Annotated in this window: 1 protein-coding gene; it reads right to left on the bottom strand. The window is 55.2% G+C overall.

Features of this window, described 5'->3' with window-relative positions:
* The coding region (locus J4G02_07160; protein ID MCE2394354.1) for a thiamine pyrophosphate-binding protein at positions 1-1,231 on the bottom strand (1,231 nt) is incomplete at both ends.

Here is a 1,231-nt window from a genome sequence, read left to right as displayed (position 1 = left end):
CCCCAACCGACAATTCCACTTGCGCCGCAGGTGAACCAGTGTGCTGGATGACGATTCCAGAGGGTCATGTGTGCCCAGCGTCCGATGTTTCCGCCATCGAGCAGAAAGGTCACGTCCTGATCCAGAAACGGTTGAATTTCTCGGCAGATTCGTATTGAAGCAAGTGGGGTTACGTCTTCGTGCCCGCGTGTCGCCCATTTCACCATCAGTGCTTCGCGGTTGTGACGCACTTTTGCCAGCCACGCCTGATGATTCCACTGACGGCTTTGTCCTACATCGTTCATTCCCTCAAGGACAGACCGTGGATCGCCGACAATCCCAATTTCTGGCTCAATCGTCTTTGATAACTCATTCGCATCGACATCAACACGGATAAAACGGACCGATTCAGAGAAAACGGGAGGACGACCGTATCCCAGACGGTAGTCGATGCCCGCGCCCAATACCAGCACAAGGTCAACCTCCGCGAGGTTGGCGAATGCACCATTGGTCTCGCCGCCGAAGGTTGTGCCGACATACGTATCCAACGGCGTCTCAATACACCCCCGCGACCACATATTTGAAAAAATCGGGATATGCGTTAAATCTGCGAATTGGGCAAGCGCATCGCCAGCATCAGCGTAGAATGCTCCGTTGCCGACAATAATGACAGGACGTTCCGCATCACACAACTGTTCGACAGCATCGCGAATCAGATCCGGATCGCCGGCAGCTTGCGGGCTGACGTGGGTGATAGTGGGCGGGGAGCCCTGCGAGCGTGCAACGGCTGAATCTGGCATCTGTGTAGTCAAGTGCACCGGACCCGGACGCCCAGCGAACGATGCCCCCAGTGCATTGGTAAATTCATGTTCCAAGACATCAACACGGTCAACAAACCGGGCATATTTGCAAACTGGTGCCGCCATACCTACCTGATCCAGCTCTTGGAAATGTCCCATACCGCGTGTATCCGTGGTGGCACATCCACTGATGAGGAGCATCGGTCCGCCATCCCAGAAGGCGTTGGCAAGTCCGGTGAGAGTGTTCGTGTGTCCCGGTCCCGCACTCACAGCAACCACCCCAATCCGTTTGGTCATCCGTCCCCATGTATCCGCCATATAGGCAGCGGATTGTTCGTTCCGCACGTCAATCACCGGCATCTCCAAATCGACACATGCGTCAAGAAACGGTTTGAGCCCATTACCGCAGAGTGCGAAGACATATTCCACACCGCGCCGCTGAAGCGTTTTAA

The organism is Candidatus Poribacteria bacterium (assembly GCA_021295755.1).
Taxonomy (GTDB): domain Bacteria; phylum Poribacteria; class WGA-4E; order WGA-4E; family PCPOR2b; genus PCPOR2b.
Note: the sequence above shows the minus strand (reverse complement) of the source record. Positions and strands in the feature narration are given on the sequence as shown.